The following is a 21,171-nucleotide window of genomic DNA, read 5'->3' as shown; positions in this document are numbered from 1 at the left end:
CGCAGGCAACCGCGCGGCGGGGGGTATGTTCTAGTCTGTAAACCGGGTCTCACGCCCGGCATAACAGGGAGCATTCCATCATGCCTGACGACAGTTCTCCTTCCTCATCGCGTCGCGCGGTCCTGACCGGGGTTGCCGCCGGTATTGTCACGGCAACCGCCGCGGGCCGGGCGCGGGCGGCGGATGTGGCCGCCCCGCCAGCCCCGCTGGTCGATCCGGAAAACGCCTATCCCCGCCCGCCGTTCCCCGAACAGTCGCAGCCATGGCCCGGCCTTGCGGGAAAAATGACGCCGCGCCCCGACCATGGTGAAACCAGCTACCGTGGTTCCGGTCGGCTCGCGGGGCGCAAGGCCCTGATTACGGGGGGGGATTCCGGTCTTGGCCGGGCGGCGGCCATTGCCTATGCGCGTGAGGGGGCGGATGTCGCCATCGCCTATCTGCCGCAGGAAGAACCCGATGCGCGGGAAGTCATCGCCCTGATCCGGGCGGAGGGACGCAAGGCGGTGGCCCTACCCGGTGACCTGCGGGATCGTAAATACTGCGCCAGCGTTGTCGAACGCGCGCATGCGGAACTGGGCGGGCTGGACATACTGGTCAGCAATGCGGGCTTCCAGCGCCATCAGGCCTCGATCCTGGATATTACCGACGAACAGTTCGACGAGACATTCCACACCAACATCTACGCGCTGTTCTACCTGAGCCGGGCGGCCATTCCCCTTATGCCGCGCGGGGGGGCGATCATCGCCACGGCTTCGGTCAACGCGTTCAGCCCTTCGGAGATCCTGCTTGATTATTCCGCGACGAAAGGGGCCATTGTCGCCTTCGTCAAATCACTGGCCAAGCAGATGGTCCATCGGGGCATCCGGGTGAACGCGGTCGCCCCCGGCCCGTTCTGGACGGCGCTCCAGATCAGCGGTGGCCAGACCGAGGAAAACATCCATAATTTCGGCGCGGAAACCCCCATGGGCCGCGCGGGCCAGCCCGTGGAACTTGCGCCGGTCTATGTTCTGCTGGCCTCATCGGCGGCCAGTTACATCACCGGGCAGGTCTATGCGGCCTCCGGCGGGACGGGCGTGGGGTAGGGGAGTTCGGGACGGACGGCAATCGTGCTTGCGGCGCCGGGGGCATCGGTGGCACATGGCATGAATGCGCATGATCCTGACCTGCCTGCTGATGGTGCTTGGCGCCGCGGCATGCTACTTCGCCTTCGGCATGATTACGGATGCCGGGCGCTTCATATCGGACTCGCACCCCTGGTAGTGCGGGTCACCCCGTCCATACGGAGGGTGCCATAATGAACTGTCACTGGCTGGGCGCGTATAAGCTGGCAGGCGTGCTGTGGCCGCGCCGGGGGGTCTGTTACCGGCGGGTCTCGCTGTGGTTCAGTCCCGATCTGGCATGGATGGAGCGCCCGCGCCCGCTCGATATATAGGAAGGGCGCGCCGGCAGGCGGGGGCTGATAAGGATTTGTATTGCTTACGTCCCCGGTTCATGCACCTGATCGGTTCAGGCGGCGTAAATATTACAGCAGGCAATAGAGTATTATAGTATTGCACGCAGGCAGTGCCCTGTAGCGGAGGTGACATGTCCCGTTTTCCCACCCTGCCCGTCCTTGTCGTGGCCAGCATGGCGGTGGCGTCGCCCGCCCTGGCGGCAACCGTAAGGCTTGAGGGCCATTTCACGGCGGAACACGGGGCCACGTCCCACCCCGATGGTCTGGTTCGCGCGGCGCTCAATACCCGCACCAACCTGGTAAAATACACACTCACATGGACCGGGCTGAGCGGGCCGGTAGTGGCCGCGCATTTCCACGGCCCCGCCCCGGTGGGTGAGGAGGCGGGTGTGCTCGTGCCCATTCCGGCCCCCTACAAATCCGGCCAGCGTGGTGCCGTCCTGCTTTCATCCGAGCAGGCGCAGGCCCTTCGGAACGGGCAGATTTACGTCAACCTGCATACGGCCGCCCTGCCCAATGGGGAGGCACGCGCCCAGTTGGCCCCGGTTACGACCGAGGCGGCAAAGTAGCTCCTGATAAAACCGCAACATGTCCATGATATAATTTGCATGGCAGGTATTTGTGCGGCACTCTCGTACTGGTGACATGGAAATCATGTCGGCCAAGTAAGGATCCGGGGCGACACTACGCGCCGCAAGTGATGGAGTCTGCTTTTGCGTCTTGCATCTTTGGCCGCCGCGGCGGCTGTCATGTCCCTGTCCACTGTTGGCCCTGTCACCCATGCGCGCGCGGTGGACGCGCTGGGCAGCCCTACCGCGACGGTCGTCTTTACCCTGTCGGCGGCGGATCTGGGGGCTGGTGTCTCCTGGGGGAAGGGCGTCCTGACGTTTGAGGGGCGCGACTACCCCTTCAGCGTGCATGGGGGTTCGGGTGCCGCCATCGGTTTTTCCAGAACCCGTGCGGTGGGTAGCGTCTATAACCTGTACCGCATACAGGATCTTGTCGGTACGTACTGGTCCGTGCAGGGGGAGGCGACGGTCGGCGCGGGCAAGGGGGGCGCGGTCATGGAAAACAATAATGGCGTCTACATCAAATTCACGTCGCGCAGCAGTGGCGCGCGACTGGCGTTTTCGGTGGAGCGCCTGACCCTGAAGCTGACCCCGGCCACCAGCAGCGCCACCCCACGGCCGGGCATATCTGCTCCCGCGCCACATGGATAGGCACGGGGCGTCCTGATCGTGCATGGTGGCTCCATTGTGAAAAACAGGTGGAGTCACCAGCATGACGGAAGATATCCATGTCTTTGGCGATGGTCGCCTTGGCGCCAGCGTGCGGCTGCATGGGGCCGAACTGTGCGGCCTGCGCGCCGATGGCCGGGATCTGCTGTGGGGCGGGCAGGAACCGTGGCGGCGGCAGGCGCCCGTGCTGTTTCCCATCGTGGGGCGGCTTGTGGATGATACGGCGTGGATCGGCGGTCAGGGCTACCGCATGACGCAGCACGGTTTCGCCCGGGACAGCGAATTCCGCTGGCTTGAGCGCGACGAGACGGGCTGCCGCCTGGAACTGGTGGATACGGCTGCCACGCGCCAGATGTTTCCCTTCGCCTTCAGTCTGGTCATCGAGTACCGCGTGGCGCAGGGGCGGCTGACGGTGGGGTACTGCGTCACCAACCCCGATTCCACCCGCGTTCTGCCCGCATCGCTGGGCGCGCATCCGGCTTTCGTATGGCCGCTTGCGCCCGATGTGCCCAAGAACCGGCATGTTATCGAATTCGACCAGCCCGAGCCGGAAGGCGTGCGCCGCCTCAGGGATGGCCTGCTGCTGCCCGAATCCTTTCCCACCCCCATAAAGGGGCGTGTGCTGCATCTGGACGAATCGCTGTTCGCCCAGGATGCGCTGATTCTGGACCGGCCCGCCAGCCGGGGCGTCACCTACCGTATTCCCGACGGTCCCGGCCTGCGGCTGACATGGGATGGATTCGCGCAGTTGGGCATATGGATGAAACCGGGCGGGGACTTCATCTGTATCGAGCCATGGCACGGGCTGGCCAGCCCGGTCGGGTTCACGGGCGAATTTTCCACCCGTCCCGGCGTGTTCCATCTCCAGCCGGGGCAGGAATGGCGGGCATCGTGGCAGGTTGGCTGTATCTGAGGGGGAAGCCGGTCCGGCAGGTGTATTTTTCATGCAACACCTGCTGGAACAAGCCCTGCGAAAAGAGCATGGATCGGCCCGGAAATCTGCGAAAATATTATATTTGCAACCACCCGCTTGCGGCGTAGCGTGCGCGGCAGGAGCAGCATGCGGCAAGATCGCCCGCTAGGCTCACGGGAAACGCCTCGATGCGTAGTTTTTCTCCTGTCCCCGTTATGGGATTTTCCCCGTCTCCCGGTTCATTTTCCCTTCGCTCCATCCGCCATCGCGTTGTCGCATGGGTGGGAGCCGCCTATCGCAGGCAGGGAATGATGCTGCTGGCGACGCTGCCCAGTATAGCCGTGCCATCCGGCTGCCATGCCGGGATGGAGGGCTCGCCCTCCCTACTCGCCCTGCGGGGATGGGACCGGGGCTGAGCCCCCGACGGCCGTGATCCGGCCAGCCTTGCGGGTGATCATGGCGGCGCATTCCGGTGCGCCGCCATATTCATGCGGGCGGCACGATACGGGGTGCCGCAAGCTCCGCCCCGGCGGGTCATGGTGCGGCGGGCCGCTTGTCGGGATACGCACATGCGGGACGTGACAGACAGCCAGCAATGGACGAAAGAAGGGGCATGACCATCATGCCCGAATTCCCCCCCCTGTTCATGGACCAGTTGCACGACCTGTTCCGCTGGCGGCGCGACGTGCGGCATTTCCGGCGTGATCGGGTGCCGGAGCCTGTGCTGGATGAACTGTTGCGTGTCGCCTGCCTTGCGCCCTCGGTCGGGTTGAGCGAGCCATGGCGTTTCGTGCGCGTGGATGACCCGCGCCGCCGGGATGCGGTCAGGCAGGATTTTACCCGCTGCAATGCCGAGGCACTGGCGGACCGGACCGGGGCTGACGCCCAACGCTATGCCCGCCTGAAACTGGCGGGACTGGATGACGCGCCGCATCACATCGCCGTACTGTCCCACCCCGAACCCGCGCAGGGGCGGGGCCTGGGGCGTGGGACCATGCCGCAGACGACCACATGGTCCACGGTCATGGCCATTCATACATTCTGGCTGGCGGCGACGGCGGTGGGGGTTGGGGTCGGGTGGGTGTCCATTATCGACCCTGAGCGGATCCGGGCCATTCTGGATGTGGAACCGACACTGGAACTGGTAGCCTATCTGTGCGTGGGCTACCCGGCGGAGGTTGCCAGCACGCCGGAACTGGAGCGCAGGGGCTGGGAGCGGCGCGCGCCCGAACGGCGGGAATGGATACGGCGGTGATCCGGGCCGGGGTCTTGATGGTGCTGGATGTTAAAGACAGTTCGGAAGTAATTCGTTAATAAAAAAATAGCAAAAGTTTCCGGGTGCCGCCTTTTTTCAAAAAGGTGGCGTTTCCTGAAGCTTTTTGAAAAAATCTTCACCAAAAACTTCCGTCTGTTTTTTGAATTATTTTCCTGGCAGGCGTTTCACCATGAAGCGGGCCAGTGGCGCGTGCCGTGCCGATTGAAAAAACGCGTGACAGATATTCGCTAAAGCCGGTTTTGCTGAAGGGCCGTTTCACCCATTGTGCCAGCCGGATTTCAGGTTGGTGATCGCGGGTGCGCCCTGCCCGTTTCCCCGTATCCTGAACCGGGGTCAGGTTCGGGGGCGGGGGCATATTCCGTCTGTGTGCCAGTATAGGAAACCATGCCTGATCTGCCGGGACGGAGGACTGAACACTGCTGCACCATCTTGAATATCTGTTCCAGCATTACGGCTACGGGGTGATTACGACAATCGTGATGCTGGAAAGCATGGGCCTTCCGCTGCCGGCGGAAACGCTGATCATTTCCGCCTCCCTTTACTGTGCCGCCACGCATCGCCTTGAAATCCAGTGGGTTGCGCTGGCCGCCGTGCTGGGCGCGGTGGTGGGGGACAATATCGGCTACCTGATCGGGCGCAAGGTCGGCCTGCCGCTGTTGCAAAAATATGGCGCGCGCATCCGTCTCACCCCGGAGCGGCTACTGCTGGGCCGTTTCCTATTCCGCCATCATGGCAGCGCCATCGTTTTCTTCGGGCGTTTCGTGGCCCTTCTGCGTGTATTCGTGGCGCTGCTGGCCGGGGCCAACCACATGCCATGGCCGCGCTTCATGCTGTTCAATGCGCTGGGCGGGTTATGCTGGGCGGGCGGGTACGCCACGGGTGCGTACTATCTCGGCCGCAAGGTCACGCAGGTTTCAGGTCCGGCCAGCATCGCGCTGGGGGCCGCGGTAACGGTGGGGCTGGTCATCAGCGTCATTTTCCTGCGCCGCAATGAACAGCGCCTGACGCAGCAGGCCCTGCGCGAAGCCCGCATGGAAGCTGCGGCGCAGCAGGAAGCCGGGCCGGCGTGACGCGGCCCTAATGCTGTTCCGGCCGGGTATTTTCCTGGCTGGCCGGGTCTTCCATCATGCGGTCCATCAGCGCCAGCATGAGCCCCGATACGACAAAGGCCAGATGGATGCCCACGCTCCACCCCAGCGTGCGGCTGGATATGTCGTTGACCCGGATGAAATCGGCCAGCACATGAATGGCGGACATGGCCACGATGGAGGCCATGAGCTTGATCTTGATATCCCCGAACGTGACGTGACCGATCCAGTCGGGAAAATCGCGGTGGTTGCGGACATCCAGCTTGGAAACGAAATTCTCGTACCCCGCGAACATCACGATCAGCAGGAGGTTGGCCAGCAGCACAAGGTCGATCATGTCGAGGATGCCGACGAACACATCATCGAATTCCAGCGTGTAGCTGTTGCGCACCAGGGCCCACGCGGTCTGGAGGAACTTGACCAAAATGACCAGCAGTCCCGCCGTCAGGCCGAAGTAAAGCGGCGCGCATATCCAGCGCGCGCCAAAGAACAGGCGCTCCAGCCCGCCTTCCAGTCCCGGGGTTTCGTGTGGGGTGGTGGGCCGGGGCGGTGCGGCGGGGGTCTGGTCATGCATGGGGCTATATAATCATGCCCTGTTTGCGGCAGGTAGGCACATCGTCCCGCATGGATGATTTTTCATCCATGCGGGAAAAACGCGCCATGTTCACCCAGGGGCTGTTTGAAAGGCCCGCCTTTGAAACATCCCGCAAATCATGTTTTCAGAAAGCTTCAGGACAGGGCGGCGCGCAGCTTCTGGTCCAGCACCTCCAGGAACGGCTGGGTATCGAGCCATTTGGTGTCATGGCCGACCAGCAGGGCCAGATCCTTGGTCATCTGGCCGCCTTCCACCGTCTCGATGCACACGCGTTCCAGCGTGTTGGCGAAATGGGTCACATCCGGCGTATCATCGAATTTGCCGCGATAGGCCAGCCCGCGCGTCCATGCGAAGATGGAGGCGATGGGGTTGGTGCTGGTGGGGCGGCCCTTCTCATATTCGCGGAAATGGCGGGTGACGGTGCCATGGGCGGCCTCGGCTTCCACCACGTCGCCGGTCGGGTTCAGCAGCACCGAGGTCATGAGCCCGAGGCTGCCGAAGCCCTGCGCCACGATGTCGCTTTCCACATCGCCATCGTAGTTCTTGCAGGCCCAGACATAGCCGCCCTTCCACTTCAGCGCGCAGGCCACCATGTCATCGATCAGGCGGTGTTCGTAGGTCAGGCCCAGCTTCTCGAAATCGGCCTTGAATTCACGCTCGTACACCTCCTGGAACACATCCTTGAACATGCCGTCATAGGCCTTGAGGATGGTGTTCTTGGTGGACAGGTAGACCGGCAGCCTGCGGTCGCGCCCGTAGGACAGGGACGCACGCGCGAACCCTTCGATGGAGGCGCGGGTATTGTGCATGCCCAGCGCCACGCCGGGACCCTTGAAGTCATGTACGTCAAGCACCTGCTCCGCCCCGCCATCGGCCGGGGTGTAGCGCAGCGTGACCTTGCCGGGGCCGGGAATGCGGGTTTCCGCCGCGCGGTAGATATCGCCATAGGCATGGCGGCCGATCACGATCGGCTGGGTCCAGTGCGGGACAAGGCGGGGCACGTTGGCGCAGATGATCGGTTCACGGAAGATCGTGCCATCAAGGATGTTGCGGATGGTGCCGTTGGGCGAACGCCACATCTTTTTCAGGCCGAATTCCTTGACCCGTGCCTCATCGGGGGTGATCGTGGCGCATTTCACGCCCACGCCGTAGCGGCGCACGGCTTCGGCGGCGTCCACGGTCACGCGGTCGTCCGTCTCGTCACGGTGGCGGATGCCGAGATCGTAATATTTCAGGTCGATATCCAGATAGGGTACGATCAGCCGTTCGCGGATGAAATGCCAGATGATGCGGGTCATCTCGTCACCATCCATTTCGACAACGGGATTCTTGACCTTGATTTTTGCCATGGTACGTTTGCCTGCCTTTATAATTCCGGTTCTGTAATTTCTATTTTTCTGGCACCCGTCGGCATGGGCCTGCGGGGGGGCGCATTATTAGTCGTCCGCATGGGGGATAAAAAGCGGCCACGCGCACCTGTTCATTCACAAACGTGCCATCGCCGCACGCGCCCGGGCTACCGGTGGCGCGGTACTCATGGCATGAAGCGGGAATGAACATCCCGAATGGACCGTATTCCAGCCCGTGGTGGCGTCGCCTGTGGCATGGGGCGTGGCCCGCCGATGCGCTGTTTGGCCTTATGGCCGCGCTGGTGCTTTTGCCCGCCTGCACGGCGTTGCAGGGGGTGGTGCGCGCGGGGGCGGTGTGGCTGGTGCTGGCGCTGGCCTGCAACAGCAGGCGGGTGCTGGTGGCGCTGTTCTGGCCTGTGGTCGCGCTGCTGCCGGCGGCGCTGTACTACATCCACATAAGCGGCGTGCCGCCGGGCTATCCCCTGTGGCTGATCCTGTTCTACTGCTCCGTTCCGGTCGTGCTGGGCTATGTGCGGCCCGTGCTGCCGTTCCTGTGCCTGTGGGTGGGGGTGTGGAGCGTGCTGGTGGGGCTGTACCTCGCCCGCCCGCGCGGTCCGGTGGTACGCTGGGGGCCGGTGGCGCGTGCAGTCGGCGCGGCCGTGCTGCTGGCATGGATCGTGGTGCCGACGGTGCGGTTGTGGCAGCACCTGCCCCCCACGCGCGGCGGGACCGAAAACCCGATGGTGGCCATTCATTCCCGTTTCGACCGGGCATGGCCATGGAGCCTGCTGACGGGCTATGTCGCCGCCCGGCGTGAAACACGGCGCGTGACCGACATGGCCCGGCGCATCAGCCATGAACCCGTGCATTTCCTGACCCCGCCGCAGCCCGGCACGCCGCAGGTCATCGTGCTGGCCATAGGGGAAAGCGCGCGGCGCGACCACCATCACCTGTATGGTTACGGCGTGCCCACCACCCCGGAAATGGAACAGGTCACGGACCTGCTGCGTTTTGATGACATGGTGACCCCCTTCGATTACACGGTCGGCGCGGTGCCGGTCATCCTGTCGGGTTATGACCGGCTGCGTCCGGGTTCCACGCCGGGGCATGACCTCGTATCGGTGTTCAACGCGGCGGGATACGATACATGGTGGATCAGCAACCACCCCCGCCTTGGCCCGTATGACAGTGTGATCGGCGCCTATTCCGAGCAGGCGGACCATATTGCCTATACCACCGTCCATGGCGGGCTGATGAGCCGCCCGGTGCTGGATGAACGCATGCTGCCGGTGGTGGATGGTGCGATCAGGGGGGCGAAGGGGCCGGTCTTCATCGTGCTGCATCTGTTCGGCAGCCATGAAAACGCGGCCGACCGCTACCCCGCCGCGTTTGGCGGGGTTGGCGCGCCCTATGATGACAGCATCGCCTATACCGACCATATTCTGGCGCATGTGGTCGCCACCCTGCGGGCCCATGGCGGCCCGGCGGCGCTGTTTTACGTATCGGACCATGGGGTGCGGGTGAATGAATGCACCGCCGGCATCCCGATGCATGGGGATGTGCGCGCGGCCTATGAGATCCCGTTCTATCTCTGGACATCCGCCGCCTGGCAGGCTGCCCACCCGCAGGCCGTACAGGCCGCGCGCGACAACCTGCATGCGCCGCTCACACTGGGGGCGCTGCCCGCCAGTGTGCTGGATGCGGCGGGGCTGGGGTACGTGGGCGCGGATATGGACATGTCCGCGCTGTCACCCCATCCCGCCCGCCCCCGGCGCATCGTGCATGGAGATGGCAGCGCCAATCGCGACGTGGATTACGACCACAGCCATGATGACGCGAACTGTCACATCACGCGGGACCAGGAGACTGTTTCAAAATAATCAATTGATAATAAATGATAAAAGTTTTGGTGTCGTCAGGAAGGGGGTCAGTGTCCCTGCGGGTGGTCCCTGCGCCATGCCTCGTACCGGCGGCTGTCCAGGCAGTAGGCCAGGTTCTTGTAAAGCTGGATATGGCGGACGCGGATCACATCTTCCTGGCAGGCGATCTTGTCGCTGTCCTGATACGCATCCCATGCGGGTTGCAGGACCAGGGCCTGCTCCTTCTCCACCGTGACACAGGCATTGGTCACCGCATCGCCAAATTCCGTGGTGCAGTCATCCACAACCGGATAACCGGGAAACGACAGGGAGGGAGCGGGCAACTGCACCTCGGGCCGGATGTAGAGGGAGTTCAGTTCCCCTTCGGGTACTTCGGCATGGGCGGCGGGGCCGCAGGCCACGGCCAGCACGCCCAGCAGGGCGCATGATACAATCGTTTTCATGTCTGTATGCCTTCGTTAAAAACGCGGACCGGCAGGATCGCGCCCCCTAATGTGGCAATGCCGCCCCGTTCTGCCAAGCAGAAGGGAGTGGTTTCATGCCTGCGCGCCAAAGGGTGCGACCGTACGCATCCATGCCCGCCACGCGGGCCATTGATGGACCAGCCGGGCCAGCGCGGCGTACCCCCCGCCCGCCGGGTGCGCGCCGTCACCATGCGCGATTTCGGCGCACCACAGCGGGTCCATGCGCAGGGGCTCCCATATGGGCAGGAAGGGCACGGCCAGTTGCGCGCACAGATCCGCCATGGCGGCGGAAAGGGCATGGGTGCGTGCATCGGGATCCTCCCGCCCCACGGGCGGTGGCCCCACCATCAGCACCGGGCAGAGCTGGCGCGCCTGCTTGAGTATCAGCCGCGTGATCTCGAGGCTTTCCGCCGGGGCGACCCGTGGCCGCCCGCCCGTGGCGCATGTACAGTCATTGACCCCGTATGACAGGACGATACCGCCCTCATCGCGGCCATCGAGACGTGGCGCAGTCTCCTGCCGCCAGCGCCGTGCGATGTCGCGGCTGGTCTGCCCCCGTACGCCAAGATTGTAGAGGGTGACATCCCGCCCACCCCGACGCTCCATGGCGCACAGGCGTCCGGCCCAGCCCTGACAGGCTTCATCGCCCGTTCCCGTGACGTAACTGTCACCGATAAAACAGATTCGCATGGGCATGATCATACGTGCGCAATTTGGGAGATACCATGGCGGAAGTAACTGGATTTTCCATACTTTCTTATTTTGTTCTCATCCTTTAATGTCAGCCCGGCAATACGGAACGGGGAGTAGTGACAGGACAATGCGGGCAGGGATCGCGGCATGGCTGTGTTACGGGCTGCTATTGGGCTATGGATCCGCCGCAGGGCCCGCCCTGGGGGCCAGCGTAACCTACCGGCTGCCGCCCGCGACCGTGGGATGCACGCAGCCCAGCACCCTGCACCGGGCCAGCGGGCTGTCGCTCACTCCGGACGGGCGGGACCATACGCTGGCGCAACTGCATTGCCGCCGCGTGGGGACGGATGCGGACTGGCAGTTGCTTGAGCGCCATGGGGACATCGTGCTGCTGCGTCAGCTACCCTTCCATCATGGCGAGACACCGCTTTATTTCGCCGCCAGCGCCGTGGGCTCCGCATCCGGGTCGCTGCCCGCCGGTCTGGTGCGCGGCGCGCTGGTGGCGGGAGCGGTCGTGGCCATGTGGCCCCTGCTACGGTCTGGCTGGCGACGGCTGCGCCGCCGACGGGCGCTGCGGCTGTGCTATCGCATGGTAAACCGCCATGCCGAGACACTGCGCATCCGGCGCAGGCAGCTTGTGCAGGTCAACAGTTACGGGGTGGAACGTGTCGGCAAATGGCGGCGCGAACAGGCGGAGTTCGTCAAGACCGTGCTTCAGCCCGCCCTGCGCCGCGCATGCCTGCATGACGTCTGGCCCGCCATTGCAGGCTCCGTACTGGCGCGTATTGAACGGGTGGCCCGCCAGCCGCTCGCCACGGCGGGAAGCCGCCATGATGACGGGGTCTATACCCCGACCATGGACCCGATTGCCTATGAACGTTATTGCGCCCGCCGCCTGCGCGGGGCGGGCTGGGAAGCCCGCGCCACGACGCCGGGCAGCGACCAGGGGGCCGATGTAATCGCAACCCGCGATAACATGCGGCTGGTCGTGCAGTGCAAACTGTACCGCAATACGGTGGGTAACGAGGCGGTGCAGCAGGTCGCCGCCGCCCGCCTGCATTATCGTGCCGATTTCGCCGCCGTTGTTTCCAATGCCGATTACACCATCCCGGCCCGCGCGCTGGCGCGGTCGAACAATGTATTCCTGCTGCATCACGACGAACTGCCAGCCCTTGCCGCCCGCCTGATGCGACTGCGCAAAGGGGTCTCCATGTCATAACATGACTGGAGGGCTATGAAGTCGTGCGCCGTGGCCGGGATTTCAGTCCTTCGTGGGCTGGGAAACCGGCGCTGCAGGGCGGTTGCGCGTGCTCAGGCGAACCGTGATCAGCAGATGGGCGATCATACGTGCAGAGTTGCTCATGGTTCATACCTCCTATCTACGCTATACATGAATCGTTTTAGCAAAGCGAAGGTTTCCTGCACGATACGAAAGTTTTTTATCGTCACAACGCCATAGGCGGGACATATTCGGCCCGGACAGGAAAATAATGGAGATGATGACGCGATGAGGGCAGGATCGAGACAGCACCCGGCGGGACCGGCGGCGCATGGGGCGTGGTGAGGGCGTGCCCTATCTTTATCTGGCCATCGCCATTGCCGCTGAAGTAACGGCCACGTTCTGCCTGACGTTATCGGCGGGTTTTACCCGGCTGTGGCCGTCCTGTGTTACGGTGGTGGGGTATGTCGTGGCGTTCTATGCGCTTTCGCTGGCGTTGCGCGTCATTCCCACCGGCATCGCCTATGCCATCTGGTCTGGTATCGGCACCGTGCTGATCGCGCTGGTCTGCCGCGTGGTGCTGGGGCAGAAACTGGATCTGGCGGCCATGGCGGGCATGATGCTGATCATATGCGGGGTGCTGGTCATGAACCTTCTGTCCAATACGGGCCAGCACGACTGAACGGGGCGGGTTCCATGACGGAACCCGCCGTGCCATCAGCGCCGTCCACCACCCCCGCCGTGGCCGCCGCCGCCATGCCCGCCACCGCCGCCATGTCCACCCCCACCATGGCCGCCGCCACCACCGGGGCCACGGCCCGGGCCGCCATGTCCATCACCCCGGCCGCCACCACGCGGGCCACCCCCGCCGCCGCGCCCGCGCCATCTGCCGCCGTCGCGTCCGTAATAATAGACGGGCGCGCCGCCATAATAGCCGCCATAATAATCGCCGTATCCGCCGTAATAGCCGCCGTCATAGCCATAACCATAACCGCCATAGCCTCCATATCCGTCGTAATAGCCGCCGGCCGGGCCATCCGCGCAGGCGGCAAGGCTACCGGCCAGGGCCAGCGCCAACAGTGATCGGGTCAGTCGTTTCATGGGGGCGGCGTTCCTTTTTTCCATTACGATTATCGGTCCTGAAGCGGTCAGGTTCATAACTGTATAAAGAAAGAAGGCGCGAACAGGGGGAATGTTTCAATGGATCCGATGCGGGCGCACGGACCCCGCGCATCGGATACTGCCATACGCATGACGCGACCGGACGGCCCGCGATCCGCGCGCGCCGTCCGGTCGCGTTGCGTGTGGGGTTATTTCAGGCCATCGGCCTTGGCCAGTTCCTTGACCCGGCGCAACAGGGAGACGGCATAATCCTCGGCTTCCATCTTGGAGCTGAAGCCGGAAAGTGCGGCGGTCAGCCCGCCAATATTGACCTCAAGGCTGTATTTGCCCTGTGCGTCGGGACCACTGGTTGCTGCTTTGCTCATGATCGCGTCCTGTCATTATGGTAAGCGGGTCACGTCCTGTGCCCGGTTGAGTACAGATAAGGTGGTTGTAATCCGATCCAAGGGGGCGGGCCGCATGCCTGCATACCGGGCGTCCGCCTTGACAGGCGGCGGGGAAATACAGGAGGCAGGGAGACCGTCACCACCCTCTTCTGGTGGCCTGCCTGCTTCCCGGCGTCATAATTCATAACAGGGAGATCATGTCATGGATTTCAAAATGGGTGATATTGTCGTGGTCAGGGACGATGCGCCGGTCGCGCCCGAACAGCGCGGCGAGAAGGGGACGGTTGTCGAAATTATTGAGAACGGCCAGATCCGGGTGCGTAATGACGGCACCGGCAATGATGAATGGTTCCCCGCATCCGACCTGCGGCAGGAATGAAAATTCATCCTCCTTTCCCCGCTGGACACTCTGCCGAACAGATTCAATCCCCATCCCACAGGTACATGAAGACATAAGGATAGGCGCGCCACACCTGCACGATGTGCCGCATATACGCACTCCATTCCCGCTGGCCGGACAGCGATACTACCGGCTGGTTCCGTTTTTCCATGGGGACAGGTCCGGCTACAGGGGTAGATGATAAGGGGATGCGATTGCCTAACGTGCCTGCCAGCCGGGAAATGGCCGGGAATCGGATCACATCTGCATGATCGGGACGCTGTTGCGCGACAGGCGCATTGCGGCTGCGCATGCTGTGTTTGGACGACCGGACCCGCTAGGTGATAGAAAGCAGGTAACCGGTCCGGAACAGTGAGCAGACCGACAGATGGCGAAGAGATCAATGAACCGCGGCAAGATTTTGAAATGGGCGACTATCATGTCTCTGCTGCTGATGATTGGCAGCGTTGGCGTTCTGGTACGCGGTATGACGGCGGATGGAATCGGGCCGGTTTCATGGATGGTGGCCGAGGGGCTGGCCGGTCTGGGCCTGCTGGGTATCGGGCTGGTCAACATAAGCGGCGGGCGGGACTGAACGGCTAGTTGCCCATTCCCGGCCCCCCGGACCCTCCCGGCCCGCTGTCAGGCGCATCCTGACCCGGTGATCCGGTCATGCCGCCAACGCCACCGCTCTGGGCGGGATCGGACGGGGGGTGGTTCTCCTGGCATGCGCCGAGCCCTGCCAGGCATAACAGCATGACGATTTTTCTCATTGCTTCTGTCCTGTCCCATGCGGGTGACGGGGGTGCCGGCCTTACCGGCTTTCACCGGGCTGCCCCCGGCCCTTAACCATGGGGGCGGGGGTGGGTTCCACGCCCAGGCGGTAGATGGTCGTTTCATCGTATGTCTGGCCCGGTCGCAGTTCCGTAGTGGGAAAATCCGGGTGGTTCGGGCTGTCGGGGTAATGTTCGGCCTCGAACGCCACGGCGTCGGTCTGGCGGTAGGCATGGCCGGATGGGCCCTTGTAACGCCCGTCAAGCGAATTGGCGGTATAGACCTGCAATCCGGGCTGGGTTGTCAGCACATCCAGCGTCCGCCCCGATGCCGGGTCCAGCAGATGCGCGGCCAGCACCGGAACGGGTGAAAGCTGGCTGTTGACGATCCAGTTATGGTCGTAGCCGCGTGGGAACATCATCTGTGGCGTCGCATCGCGCAGCCGCGCGCCAATGCGGTGCGCCGTGCGGAAATCAAGCGGGGTGCCCGCCACCGGCGCGATGGTGCCCAGCGGGAGCGAGCGGGCATCCAGCGGTGTGTAGCTTCCGGCATTGATCTGCAGGACATGGTTTTCAACCGGGCCGCTGCCCTCCCCGCCCAGGTTGAAATAGCTGTGGTTCGTCAGGTTCACCACGGTCGGGCGGTCCGTCGTCGCGCGGTAATGCAGGGACAGCTCATTGCGGTCATTGAGCGTAAAGGTCACATGCGTGGTCAGCGTGCCGGGAAAACCCTGGTCCCCGTCCGGGCTGACAAGGCCCAGCGTGACACTGGCGTCATGCGCGGTGGTCGTGGTGCCCTCGACCGTCCAGACATGCTTGTCGAACCCCGTGCACCCACCATGCAGGGCGGAGGTCCCTTCGGTGCGGGGAATATGGTAGGTATGGCCATCAAGCGTGAAGGCGCCGTTCGCGATCCGGTTGGCCACCCGCCCGATCGTGGCCCCGAAAAACAGCCCACCCTGTGCGCTGTCCACGGTGTAGCCCTCCAGCGTGGGAAAACCCAGCACCACATCCGCAACACGGCCCGTGCGGTCTGGCGCCTCGATGGCGGAAATGATGCCGCCATAGGTCAGTACCTTCACGCGCATGCCCCGTGGGTTGGTCAGGGTGAACTGTTCGATCTGCCGTCCGTTCGACATGGCGCCAAATGGCGCGCGTTCCAGCGTGACGGGGGGCGCGGCGGCCCGTGCGCCCCCCCCGAGGGGCAGGAGCACGGCGGCAAGAAGCAGGATGCGGGGCGTGTCTGGAAAAAGGGAATGCATGGACTGCTCCCGTTATCTGGGCTTGGGAAAGACTGTCTTGGGCTGTTTATCTTGCCGCTATCGGGCTGATCCTGCAAAACAGTGTCATGAACCATGGGGCTGGCACGCGCAGGCGCGACCGGCGCGTATGAAAGGGAGAAAATGGCATACAGGGTTGCAGTGGCCATGATGGCGGCGGGTATCGCCTGCGGCGGCATGGCGGCTGGTGCGCGGACGGCACAGGCACAACAGGGGCAGCCAGCATCCCCACCCGCGCATGCCGGCGCGAAGTTACAGAAATTGCCGCCCTATCAGCACAACGTCAACGAGTATATCGACCTGGCTTCCGTGCAGGTTCATGGCACCCATTCTTCCGCCACGTTCATACAGGATTTTGACGAGGACATGCTCCGGCATGGACTGCCTTTCGCCTCGGTCCAGTTTTCCGTCATGTACAACTGCGCGGCGGATACCTACCGCACATTGTCCTATTCCACCTGGTCGGGCCATATGGGCACCGGCCACAGGATAGCCGATGGTCCGGTGCCGCGTGGCGAGATGACGGTCGATCCTTCGCTGCGCGATGGCCGACGCATTGCCTGCGCGCGCGTGAATGATGGCCATCATGGCGCGGAATAAATGTCCGCCTTGTGGATCATTTTGCAAATAATGTGGATAAGGGCGTGGATGACTCGGCCGGTTTCCAACCGCATGGCCGGGAAAACAGCTAAAAACAGGCAGGCTTTCCCCTGTGGATAGTCAGGATGCCCGCCCCGTAAGAGCCTGTTTTCCAAAGTTCCGCTGCGCAGGTCGGCATGTGGCCCGGGGGATAACCCGCACGTATTACGGCTGGGCCGCCGGGGGCGGGGTGGGCCTGCCTTCCTTTGCGTTTTTCGTGGGCAGGATATCGTCACTGCCGCTGGAGCCCGATACAAGCTGCCATTGCTGGCGGTCATCCTGGTAACGTGACAGGCACATGAGCAGGGCCTGATATTTCTCCAGCCGTCCCGGATCAGCCACCAGGGACAGACACGCCCCGCGCAGGTCGCTGTCGTAACGGGTCCACTGGGCGGTCAGGGTGGCCTGGCTTTTCTGCTCGGCGGTAATGCATTCCCCATCCGTGTCCTGCATTTCCAGGTGGGCGCGGTCACAGTTGGCGGCGATATCGTACTGCGGCAGCGTAAACCTGCGGCCGTGCTGGGTGTCGTAGGGATGATGGGCCAGTTTTTCTATATCCACTCCCGCCGGGGCGGCGGCCGCCGGGACAGGCCCCAGCGGGGGGGGCAGGCTTTCGCCATGCGCCAGCGCGTATCGGGCCAGATCATCCAGCGCGGCAGCGCCCCCCGCCATGGAAAAGGAAACCGGCTCATGCTCGAAGGGGAGTATCGTGCCGGTCCGTGCCGTCCTGAGCGCATCGACCAGCGCGGGCAGGTTGTCCGCGCTGAGATCGCCGCCCGCCGTGTCCCATTTCTGGTTGCCCTGTCCGGTCTGGAAGGTCTGTAGCGCCACGGTAAATTTGCCGATCACGACCATGGCCGTCTGCACCCCCGTCGGGTTGCGGTAGCGACCGTGGCGCTGGTGGATGGCAAGGCCGATCGTACCGCTGGTCGCGCGGTAGAACATGATATCCAGGGATCCCTGATGGGAGACGACCATGGGCTGGCCGTCCGGCCCGCTATTGGTGAAGATCCAGTCCGGGTCGGCCGCCTGTGCCGCTGGCGTGGCGCAGATGGTCCCGATTGCCAGGATGGCAGCAGGTAGCAGGCGCATCCCGGTTTTTCCCTTCCTTGTCCATGTCCGTAAAAGCGTGTTCTGGCCGGGCATGATAACGGCGGCCGGGGCACAGGCCAATGGCGGCGGGACGCCGTGCAGGGCTGCGGGCGGCGAAAATGAAAATCTTCTTTACTATTATTGTCGCTGGCGACATGGCAGGTATGAGCAGGATATGGACATAGTTTGTCGCAGATTCGCCATGATCCCGCGCCATGATGTTCTGGCTGGATAAAGGAAACCGGGCGGGGTCATGACGGTTTACGTGTCCAGAATTGTGACAATATATGTCAACATCACGGAACAGTGATGCTAGAGTCGTTCACCACTCCGATTCGTCGGTCTTTGTTGCAATGGGGATTGTTGCAAAGTGATTAGAAAGCAGAATTTTCTTCTGGCGTGTCTGGCGCTTGTCTCCCTGTCCGGGGGGGCGATGGCCCAGTCCTACGATGACAGGCCGCAGGCCGTGCCCGTCGCCATGCAGCCGGAAGATGAAAATGGCGGGCCCAGCCCCTCACGGATGCTGGTGGATGAACGGGCGGGTGGCTGGGTCGCCATCCATCACACGCCCGATGCGGGGGTGCATACCGACCTGTGCATTGCCGGGTCGGAAAGCGAGATCCTGATGTTCCGCGCCGATGCCGATTCGCTACAGGTGCGCAGCGCCGATGACCACTGGACGCTGGCAACGGGGGAAAAGGGCGACATGACCGTAACCGTCGGCGCCTATACCCGTGTGTTCCACATGCAGGCTAATGACGCCACGACCCTTGCGGCCGACATCAGGCCCGCCGACCTGACCGGCCTGCTCAACGCCATGGCGCAGAACCATATGGCGGTGGTGAAATTTGGCGACCACACCACCCTTAGCGTCGGGCTGTCGGGCAGCGTGCCGGTGCTCGACCGTTTCCGTGGCTGTGCGGAAACCCAGCATTTCGCTGATCTGGGGCAGGGCGCGGGACAGAAGGCGTCCCCCTTCTAGCCGGCGCGTAACCACTGCCCCATGCATGGCTGCCCGCACGTTGCCCCGTGGTGACATTGGCGGCGTGTATGGCAGAAACTTCCTTTCGTATCGTCAGCACGGGCTGGCAGCGAAAGAGAAGGAATACGGGACGTGAGGCGACGTTTTCATTCCGGCGTGCTGGCCGGGCTGGCCGTGGTGGCTGCGGGCGCGGGCTGGACTCCCGCCACCGCACGCGAAACGAAGGCGCGGCATGAAACCCCTCCCGCCCCGGTGACCGTGCTTGATGTCGCGGCGTTCCAGACGGAGGCGGGCCAGTATGTCGGCAAGCTGGTGCATGTGAACGGGTGCTACATTACCTCCGCCAGTTCGGGTGGCGCGGACTGTGCGGCGTTCCGCATCGCCGACCTGCCGGGCAAGGTGGACTGGAACGGCTCCGTGCCGCTCGATGGTCCCACGATGGAGGATGCTTCCTTCCGCAAGGCCCAGCAGATCTGTGGCGATACGGGCCGTCATGACCAGTGCCGCGCCGAAGTCAGCGGCGATGTGTACGATCCGTTTGGTGACATGGGCGTGCAGGGGCAGCGCAATTTCGAGCTGCGCAATGTCCGTATCCACTGGCTGGCGGAACCCGCCACGCAGGAGCGTGAAAAAACGCATCGGCCCAGCAGGTCGTAAGGCGCGCTAAAAAGCTGTTTTGAAAATAACGGGTTGATAAAAGATAGAAGTTTTTTGGGTGCCGCCTTTATTTAAAAAAAGGCGGCATTACCGAAGCTTTTTGAAAAAAGCTTCACCAAAAACTTTCTTCTATTTTTTCAGGGTGGCTGTTCGTTCGCGGCCTCCGGTCTATAGCGTGAATTGCTTTTTACGCGTGGCAGCATTGCGAGCCATGCCGGGATGCCTGATAAGGGAAACAGGGGCCGGGCGAGACTGGCCGTTCCTTTATACGGGATCTGCCCATGACTCCGCTCGCGCTGATTGTGATTGGCACCGGCTCCATCGTCGTCCTGCTCCTGCTCATTCTCAGGGTACGGCTGCATCCCTTCGTGGCGCTGCTGGTCGTGGCGGTGGGTGTGGCGCTGCTGACCGGCATGCCCGTGGCGAAGCTGGCCGATGCGGTCCAGGGCAGCATGGGCCGCACCATGGGCCATATCGCCATTATCGTGGCCCTCGGGGCCATGATTGGCCGGATGATCGACCTTTCGGGCGGGGCGGCGGTGGTGGCGGGCACGCTGGTGCGCCGCGTGGGGGCCGCCCATGTGCCGCTGGCGCTGGTTATCGCCGCCTTCGGGGTGGGAATTCCGGTTTTTTTCGAAGTCGGCGTCATCATGCTCATGCCGCTGGTCTATGGCATGGCGCGCCAGACGGGCCGCCCGCCCGCCGTATTCGGCATTCCCATGGCCGTGACCATGCTGACCGTGCACGCGCTGCTGCCGCCCCACCCGGGGGCCGTGGCCGTGGCGGGTGCGCTGGATGTGGGCGCGGGCCACATGCTGCTGCTGGGCCTGCCGCTGGCGGCGGTGGTGACCGGGCTGACCTATGTGTTCACCCGCCCGATCATGGCGCAGCCCTTTGGCTGCTCACCCGACATCCGTGCCGTGGTGGATGAAGCGCGGCACGCCCGCCAGACCCATGACGTGGCGGATGAACCCGCGCGGCTGTTCATGGGGGCCAGCCAGCGCCACCCGGTCAGCGGCGCGGAGATCGCCACGGTCATTGTCGTGCCGGTGGTGCTGATAGTGGCGGGCACGCTGGCGGGTGAGCTCATGGCGCCGGGGCGGCTGCGCGCGGTCATGGTGTTCGCGGGCATTCCCTTCGTCGCCCTCGGGCTGGATGTGATGCTGTGCGCGTGGCTTCTGGGGCTGCGCCGGGGCATGGCGCTCGCCACGGTGTCGGACGTGGTGGCGGCGGCCCTGCCGGGCACGGCCATCATCATCCTGATCACGGGTGCGGGCGGCGCGTTCGCGCAGGTGCTGGTGGGCAGCGGCGTGGGCGATGCGCTGGGCAGCCTGCTGGCGGCCACGGGGCTGCCGCTGCTGGTTCTGGCCTTTATCCTGACCATGATCCTGCGGGTGGCGCAGGGGCCGACCACGGTGGCGCTCATGACCACGGCGGGCATCCTTGGCCCCCTGATCGGGCGCATGCATCTGGACCAGACCCATCTGGCGCTGGTGGCGCTGGCCATGGGGGCGGGGGGCATGGCGCTGTCCCATGTCAATGATGCCGGGTTCTGGATCGTGACGCGCATGTGCGGTGTCACCGTGCGTGAGGGATTACAGAGCTGGAGCCTCATGACACTGGTGGCGGCGCTGCTGGCGTTTGCCGGGGTATGCGCCCTGTGGGGCCTGCTGCCCGGCTGAACGCCCGACGA

26 protein-coding genes are annotated in these 21,171 nt (G+C 63.7%); 18 read left to right on the top strand and 8 right to left on the bottom strand.

What is annotated here, in order from left to right; all coding sequences use genetic code 11:
* Positions 1–80 precede the first annotated feature (80 nt).
* From LDL28_RS08540 to LDL28_RS08505, 8 genes are all read left to right on the top strand, one after another.
* Positions 81–1,082, top strand: a complete 1,002-nt coding sequence (locus tag LDL28_RS08540; RefSeq protein ID WP_233058168.1) for an SDR family oxidoreductase — start codon at positions 81–83, stop codon at positions 1,080–1,082.
* Between the two features lie 212 nt (positions 1,083–1,294).
* A complete protein-coding gene (locus LDL28_RS08535) occupies positions 1,295–1,432 on the top strand; it encodes a hypothetical protein (RefSeq protein ID WP_233058167.1) in 138 nt (45 codons plus the stop codon).
* Between the two features lie 152 nt (positions 1,433–1,584).
* Complete coding sequence (locus LDL28_RS08530) at positions 1,585–2,022, top strand: CHRD domain-containing protein (RefSeq protein WP_233058166.1); 438 nt, start codon at positions 1,585–1,587, stop codon at positions 2,020–2,022.
* A gap of 180 nt (positions 2,023–2,202) precedes the next feature.
* Complete coding sequence (locus LDL28_RS08525; RefSeq protein ID WP_233058165.1) at positions 2,203–2,673, top strand: hypothetical protein; 471 nt, start codon at positions 2,203–2,205, stop codon at positions 2,671–2,673.
* A 61-nt stretch (positions 2,674–2,734) separates the two neighbouring features.
* Complete coding sequence (locus LDL28_RS08520; protein ID WP_233058164.1) at positions 2,735–3,604, top strand: aldose 1-epimerase family protein; 870 nt, start codon at positions 2,735–2,737, stop codon at positions 3,602–3,604.
* Between the two features lie 188 nt (positions 3,605–3,792).
* Positions 3,793–4,020, top strand: a complete 228-nt coding sequence (locus LDL28_RS08515; RefSeq protein WP_233058163.1) for a hypothetical protein — start codon at positions 3,793–3,795, stop codon at positions 4,018–4,020.
* A 197-nt stretch (positions 4,021–4,217) separates the two neighbouring features.
* Positions 4,218–4,859, top strand: a complete 642-nt coding sequence (gene bluB, locus LDL28_RS08510) for a 5,6-dimethylbenzimidazole synthase (protein ID WP_233058162.1) — start codon at positions 4,218–4,220, stop codon at positions 4,857–4,859.
* A 437-nt stretch (positions 4,860–5,296) separates the two neighbouring features.
* Positions 5,297–5,950, top strand: a complete 654-nt coding sequence (locus LDL28_RS08505) for a DedA family protein (RefSeq protein ID WP_233059241.1) — start codon at positions 5,297–5,299, stop codon at positions 5,948–5,950.
* Between the two features lie 7 nt (positions 5,951–5,957).
* Here the strand turns inward: LDL28_RS08505 and LDL28_RS08500 are convergent, their stop codons facing one another.
* Positions 5,958–6,542 carry a TIGR00645 family protein gene (locus LDL28_RS08500; protein WP_233058161.1) on the bottom strand — a complete coding sequence of 195 codons (585 nt, stop codon included), beginning with the start codon at positions 6,540–6,542 and terminating at the stop codon, positions 5,958–5,960.
* 155 nt (positions 6,543–6,697) lie between these two features.
* Positions 6,698–7,912: an NADP-dependent isocitrate dehydrogenase gene (locus LDL28_RS08495; protein WP_233058160.1), complete on the bottom strand. Its 1,215-nt coding sequence runs from the start codon at positions 7,910–7,912 to the stop codon at positions 6,698–6,700.
* Positions 7,913–8,115: 203 nt separating this feature from the next.
* Here LDL28_RS08495 and LDL28_RS08490 point away from each other — a divergent pair, with 203 nt between their 5' ends.
* Positions 8,116–9,792 carry a phosphoethanolamine transferase gene (locus LDL28_RS08490; protein ID WP_233058159.1) on the top strand — a complete coding sequence of 559 codons (1,677 nt, stop codon included), beginning with the start codon at positions 8,116–8,118 and terminating at the stop codon, positions 9,790–9,792.
* 47 nt (positions 9,793–9,839) lie between these two features.
* Here LDL28_RS08490 and LDL28_RS08485 read toward each other — a convergent pair whose 3' ends face one another.
* Positions 9,840–10,235 carry a hypothetical protein gene (locus LDL28_RS08485; protein ID WP_233058158.1) on the bottom strand — a complete coding sequence of 132 codons (396 nt, stop codon included), beginning with the start codon at positions 10,233–10,235 and terminating at the stop codon, positions 9,840–9,842.
* Between the two features lie 93 nt (positions 10,236–10,328).
* Complete coding sequence (locus LDL28_RS08480; protein WP_233058157.1) at positions 10,329–10,946, bottom strand: GDSL-type esterase/lipase family protein; 618 nt, start codon at positions 10,944–10,946, stop codon at positions 10,329–10,331.
* A gap of 130 nt (positions 10,947–11,076) precedes the next feature.
* On the opposite strand from LDL28_RS08480, the gene LDL28_RS08475 reads away from it, so the two are divergent.
* The 3 genes from LDL28_RS08475 to LDL28_RS08465 all read left to right on the top strand — a co-directional run bounded on the left by LDL28_RS08475 (position 11,077) and on the right by LDL28_RS08465 (position 13,251).
* Entirely contained in the window at positions 11,077–12,168 is a 1,092-nt protein-coding gene (locus tag LDL28_RS08475; protein ID WP_233058156.1) for a restriction endonuclease, read from the top strand.
* A gap of 331 nt (positions 12,169–12,499) precedes the next feature.
* Positions 12,500–12,850: a multidrug efflux SMR transporter gene (locus LDL28_RS08470; RefSeq protein WP_233058155.1), complete on the top strand. Its 351-nt coding sequence runs from the start codon at positions 12,500–12,502 to the stop codon at positions 12,848–12,850.
* 14 nt (positions 12,851–12,864) lie between these two features.
* Positions 12,865–13,251, top strand: coding sequence for a hypothetical protein (locus tag LDL28_RS08465; protein ID WP_233058154.1), 387 nt, complete (start codon positions 12,865–12,867; stop codon positions 13,249–13,251).
* Positions 13,252–13,478: 227 nt separating this feature from the next.
* Here LDL28_RS08465 and LDL28_RS08460 read toward each other — a convergent pair whose 3' ends face one another.
* Positions 13,479–13,655 carry a hypothetical protein gene (locus LDL28_RS08460; RefSeq protein ID WP_183481645.1) on the bottom strand — a complete coding sequence of 59 codons (177 nt, stop codon included), beginning with the start codon at positions 13,653–13,655 and terminating at the stop codon, positions 13,479–13,481.
* A 223-nt stretch (positions 13,656–13,878) separates the two neighbouring features.
* On the opposite strand from LDL28_RS08460, the gene LDL28_RS08455 reads away from it, so the two are divergent.
* Entirely contained in the window at positions 13,879–14,055 is a 177-nt protein-coding gene (locus LDL28_RS08455) for a hypothetical protein (RefSeq protein WP_233058153.1), read from the top strand.
* 43 nt (positions 14,056–14,098) lie between these two features.
* Here LDL28_RS08455 and LDL28_RS15605 read toward each other — a convergent pair whose 3' ends face one another.
* Positions 14,099–14,227 (bottom strand): hypothetical protein, encoded by a 129-nt coding sequence (locus LDL28_RS15605; protein ID WP_255663117.1) that lies wholly within the window; start codon positions 14,225–14,227, stop codon positions 14,099–14,101.
* 267 nt (positions 14,228–14,494) lie between these two features.
* Here LDL28_RS15605 and LDL28_RS08450 point away from each other — a divergent pair, with 267 nt between their 5' ends.
* A complete protein-coding gene (locus LDL28_RS08450) occupies positions 14,495–14,650 on the top strand; it encodes a hypothetical protein (protein WP_233058152.1) in 156 nt (51 codons plus the stop codon).
* Positions 14,651–14,869: 219 nt separating this feature from the next.
* On the opposite strand, the gene LDL28_RS08445 is transcribed toward LDL28_RS08450, so the two are convergent.
* Positions 14,870–16,090, bottom strand: coding sequence for an aldose epimerase family protein (locus LDL28_RS08445; RefSeq protein ID WP_233058151.1), 1,221 nt, complete (start codon positions 16,088–16,090; stop codon positions 14,870–14,872).
* 141 nt (positions 16,091–16,231) lie between these two features.
* Here LDL28_RS08445 and LDL28_RS08440 point away from each other — a divergent pair, with 141 nt between their 5' ends.
* On the top strand, positions 16,232–16,708 hold the full coding sequence (locus LDL28_RS08440; protein ID WP_233058150.1) for a surface-adhesin E family protein: 477 nt from the start codon (positions 16,232–16,234) through the stop codon (positions 16,706–16,708).
* A 204-nt stretch (positions 16,709–16,912) separates the two neighbouring features.
* Here LDL28_RS08440 and LDL28_RS08435 read toward each other — a convergent pair whose 3' ends face one another.
* Positions 16,913–17,839 (bottom strand): hypothetical protein, encoded by a 927-nt coding sequence (locus LDL28_RS08435; protein ID WP_233058149.1) that lies wholly within the window; start codon positions 17,837–17,839, stop codon positions 16,913–16,915.
* Positions 17,840–18,209: 370 nt separating this feature from the next.
* On the opposite strand from LDL28_RS08435, the gene LDL28_RS08430 reads away from it, so the two are divergent.
* The 3 genes from LDL28_RS08430 (at position 18,210) to LDL28_RS08420 (ending at position 21,160) form a co-directional block, all read left to right on the top strand.
* A complete protein-coding gene (locus LDL28_RS08430) occupies positions 18,210–18,821 on the top strand; it encodes a hypothetical protein (protein ID WP_233058148.1) in 612 nt (203 codons plus the stop codon).
* 132 nt (positions 18,822–18,953) lie between these two features.
* Positions 18,954–19,478, top strand: a complete 525-nt coding sequence (locus tag LDL28_RS08425; protein ID WP_233058147.1) for a hypothetical protein — start codon at positions 18,954–18,956, stop codon at positions 19,476–19,478.
* A gap of 281 nt (positions 19,479–19,759) precedes the next feature.
* Complete coding sequence (locus tag LDL28_RS08420; protein ID WP_233058146.1) at positions 19,760–21,160, top strand: gluconate:H+ symporter; 1,401 nt, start codon at positions 19,760–19,762, stop codon at positions 21,158–21,160.
* Positions 21,161–21,171 lie beyond the last annotated feature (11 nt).

This window comes from Komagataeibacter sp. FNDCR2 (assembly GCF_021295395.1).
Classification (GTDB): Bacteria; Pseudomonadota; Alphaproteobacteria; order Acetobacterales; family Acetobacteraceae; genus Komagataeibacter.
The sequence above is the reverse complement of the archived record's forward strand: the minus strand, read 5'-3'. Positions and strand labels throughout refer to the sequence as shown.

Excerpts from the sequence above, each read along its gene's own strand:
- LDL28_RS08540 (WP_233058168.1), top strand. The coding sequence starts at position 81 with ATGCCTGACGACAGTTCTCCTTCCTCATCGCGTCGCGCGGTCCTGACC.
- LDL28_RS08535 (WP_233058167.1), top strand. The coding sequence starts at position 1,295 with ATGAACTGTCACTGGCTGGGCGCGTATAAGCTGGCAGGCGTGCTGTGG.
- LDL28_RS08530 (WP_233058166.1), top strand. The coding sequence starts at position 1,585 with ATGTCCCGTTTTCCCACCCTGCCCGTCCTTGTCGTGGCCAGCATGGCG.
- LDL28_RS08525 (WP_233058165.1), top strand. The coding sequence starts at position 2,203 with ATGTCCCTGTCCACTGTTGGCCCTGTCACCCATGCGCGCGCGGTGGAC.
- LDL28_RS08520 (WP_233058164.1), top strand. The coding sequence starts at position 2,735 with ATGACGGAAGATATCCATGTCTTTGGCGATGGTCGCCTTGGCGCCAGC.
- LDL28_RS08515 (WP_233058163.1), top strand. The coding sequence starts at position 3,793 with ATGCGTAGTTTTTCTCCTGTCCCCGTTATGGGATTTTCCCCGTCTCCC.
- bluB (WP_233058162.1), top strand. The coding sequence starts at position 4,218 with ATGACCATCATGCCCGAATTCCCCCCCCTGTTCATGGACCAGTTGCAC.
- LDL28_RS08500 (WP_233058161.1), bottom strand. The coding sequence starts at position 6,542 with ATGCATGACCAGACCCCCGCCGCACCGCCCCGGCCCACCACCCCACAC.
- LDL28_RS08495 (WP_233058160.1), bottom strand. The coding sequence starts at position 7,912 with ATGGCAAAAATCAAGGTCAAGAATCCCGTTGTCGAAATGGATGGTGAC.
- LDL28_RS08490 (WP_233058159.1), top strand. The coding sequence starts at position 8,116 with ATGAACATCCCGAATGGACCGTATTCCAGCCCGTGGTGGCGTCGCCTG.
- LDL28_RS08485 (WP_233058158.1), bottom strand. The coding sequence starts at position 10,235 with ATGAAAACGATTGTATCATGCGCCCTGCTGGGCGTGCTGGCCGTGGCC.
- LDL28_RS08480 (WP_233058157.1), bottom strand. The coding sequence starts at position 10,946 with ATGCGAATCTGTTTTATCGGTGACAGTTACGTCACGGGAACGGGCGAT.
- LDL28_RS08475 (WP_233058156.1), top strand. The coding sequence starts at position 11,077 with ATGCGGGCAGGGATCGCGGCATGGCTGTGTTACGGGCTGCTATTGGGC.
- LDL28_RS08470 (WP_233058155.1), top strand. The coding sequence starts at position 12,500 with ATGGGGCGTGGTGAGGGCGTGCCCTATCTTTATCTGGCCATCGCCATT.
- LDL28_RS08465 (WP_233058154.1), top strand. The coding sequence starts at position 12,865 with ATGACGGAACCCGCCGTGCCATCAGCGCCGTCCACCACCCCCGCCGTG.
- LDL28_RS08460 (WP_183481645.1), bottom strand. The coding sequence starts at position 13,655 with ATGAGCAAAGCAGCAACCAGTGGTCCCGACGCACAGGGCAAATACAGC.
- LDL28_RS08455 (WP_233058153.1), top strand. The coding sequence starts at position 13,879 with ATGGATTTCAAAATGGGTGATATTGTCGTGGTCAGGGACGATGCGCCG.
- LDL28_RS15605 (WP_255663117.1), bottom strand. The coding sequence starts at position 14,227 with ATGGAAAAACGGAACCAGCCGGTAGTATCGCTGTCCGGCCAGCGGGAA.
- LDL28_RS08450 (WP_233058152.1), top strand. The coding sequence starts at position 14,495 with ATGTCTCTGCTGCTGATGATTGGCAGCGTTGGCGTTCTGGTACGCGGT.
- LDL28_RS08445 (WP_233058151.1), bottom strand. The coding sequence starts at position 16,090 with ATGCATTCCCTTTTTCCAGACACGCCCCGCATCCTGCTTCTTGCCGCC.
- LDL28_RS08440 (WP_233058150.1), top strand. The coding sequence starts at position 16,232 with ATGGCATACAGGGTTGCAGTGGCCATGATGGCGGCGGGTATCGCCTGC.
- LDL28_RS08435 (WP_233058149.1), bottom strand. The coding sequence starts at position 17,839 with ATGCGCCTGCTACCTGCTGCCATCCTGGCAATCGGGACCATCTGCGCC.
- LDL28_RS08420 (WP_233058146.1), top strand. The coding sequence starts at position 19,760 with ATGACTCCGCTCGCGCTGATTGTGATTGGCACCGGCTCCATCGTCGTC.